Origin of the sequence: Planotetraspora phitsanulokensis (assembly GCF_016863295.1) — a bacterium.
Lineage (GTDB): Bacteria > Actinomycetota > Actinomycetes > Streptosporangiales > Streptosporangiaceae > Planotetraspora > Planotetraspora phitsanulokensis.
Genome location: NZ_BOOP01000079.1, coordinates 1 through 1,277 on the forward strand (window position 1 = coordinate 1; position 1,277 = coordinate 1,277).

Genomic DNA, 1,277 nt, shown 5'->3' on the forward strand with positions numbered 1-1,277 from the left:
CATGAAGCGTCGGATCGGGAGCTGGTGGCCAAGCTGGTCGACCAGGCCCGCGCCGAAGGGCTGGAGCTGGTCGGTGAGAACGGGCTGCTGGGCCGGCTGACCAAACTCGTGCTGGAGTCGGCGCTGGAAGGTGAGATCACCGACCACCTCGGTTATGACAAGCACGATCCGGCCGGCCGGGGTAGCGGCAATACCCGCAACGGCACCCGCACCAAGACGGTCGTCACCGACGTGGGACCGGTGGAGATCGCCGTGCCGCGGGATCGGGACGCCAGCTTCGAGCCGAAGATCGTGCGCAAACGGCAGCGGCGCCTGTCCGGGGTCGACGAGATGGTGATCTCGCTGGCCGCCAAAGGACTGACCACCGGGGAGATCTCCGCGCACCTGGCCGAGGTCTACGGCGCGCAGGTGTCCAAGCAGACCATCTCCACCATCACCGACAAGGTCATCGACGGGATGACCGAGTGGCAGAACCGACCGCTCGACCCGGTCTACCCGGTGGTGTTCGTCGATGCGATCCACGTGAAGATCCGTGACGGGCAGGTCGCCAACCGGCCCATCTACGTGGCGATGGCGGTCACCGTCGACGGCGAGCGCGACATCCTCGGGCTGTGGGCCGGCGACGGCGGTGAGGGCGCCAAGTTCTGGCTGCACGTTCTTACCGAGGTCAAGAACCGGGGCGTCGGTGATGTGCTGATGGTCGTGTGCGACGGTCTGAAAGGGCTGCCGCAGGCGATCGAGCAGGCCTGGCCTCTGGCGGTGGTGCAGACCTGCGTGGTGCACCTGCTGCGCGCCAGCTTCCGTTACGCCGGCCGCCAGCATTGGGACGCGATCGCCAAAGCGCTGCGGCCGGTCTACACCGCACCGACCGAAGCCGCAGCCCTCGAGCGGTTCGTGGAGTTCGCCGAGGTGTGGGGCGGCAAGTATCCGGCGATCGTGAAGTTGTGGGAGGACGCCTGGGCCGAGTTCGTCCCGTTCCTCAACTTCGACACCGAGATCCGCCGGGTCATCTGCTCGACCAACGCGATCGAGTCGGTCAACGCCCGTATCCGGCGGGCGGTCAAAGCCCGCGGACACTTCCCGAACGAGCAGGCCGCACTCAAGTGCGTCTACATGGCGATCATGAGCCTGGACCCGACCGGGAAGGGCCGCAAACGCTGGGTCACCCGGTGGAAAGCCGCGCTCAACGCCTTCGCCATCACCTTCGAAGGCCGTCTGTCCCCGAACCCCCGATAGAACCAATCAAGATCGAGTTACACCGTTCAATGGACAGACCC

1 protein-coding gene is annotated in these 1,277 nt (G+C 66.3%); it reads left to right on the forward strand.

Annotated features, from left to right (window positions below; genetic code table 11):
* On the forward strand, positions 1-1,236 hold a 1,236-nt coding region (locus tag Pph01_RS42440), incomplete at its 5' end, for an IS256 family transposase (protein WP_204078939.1).
* Positions 1,237-1,277: the final 41 nt, after the last annotated feature.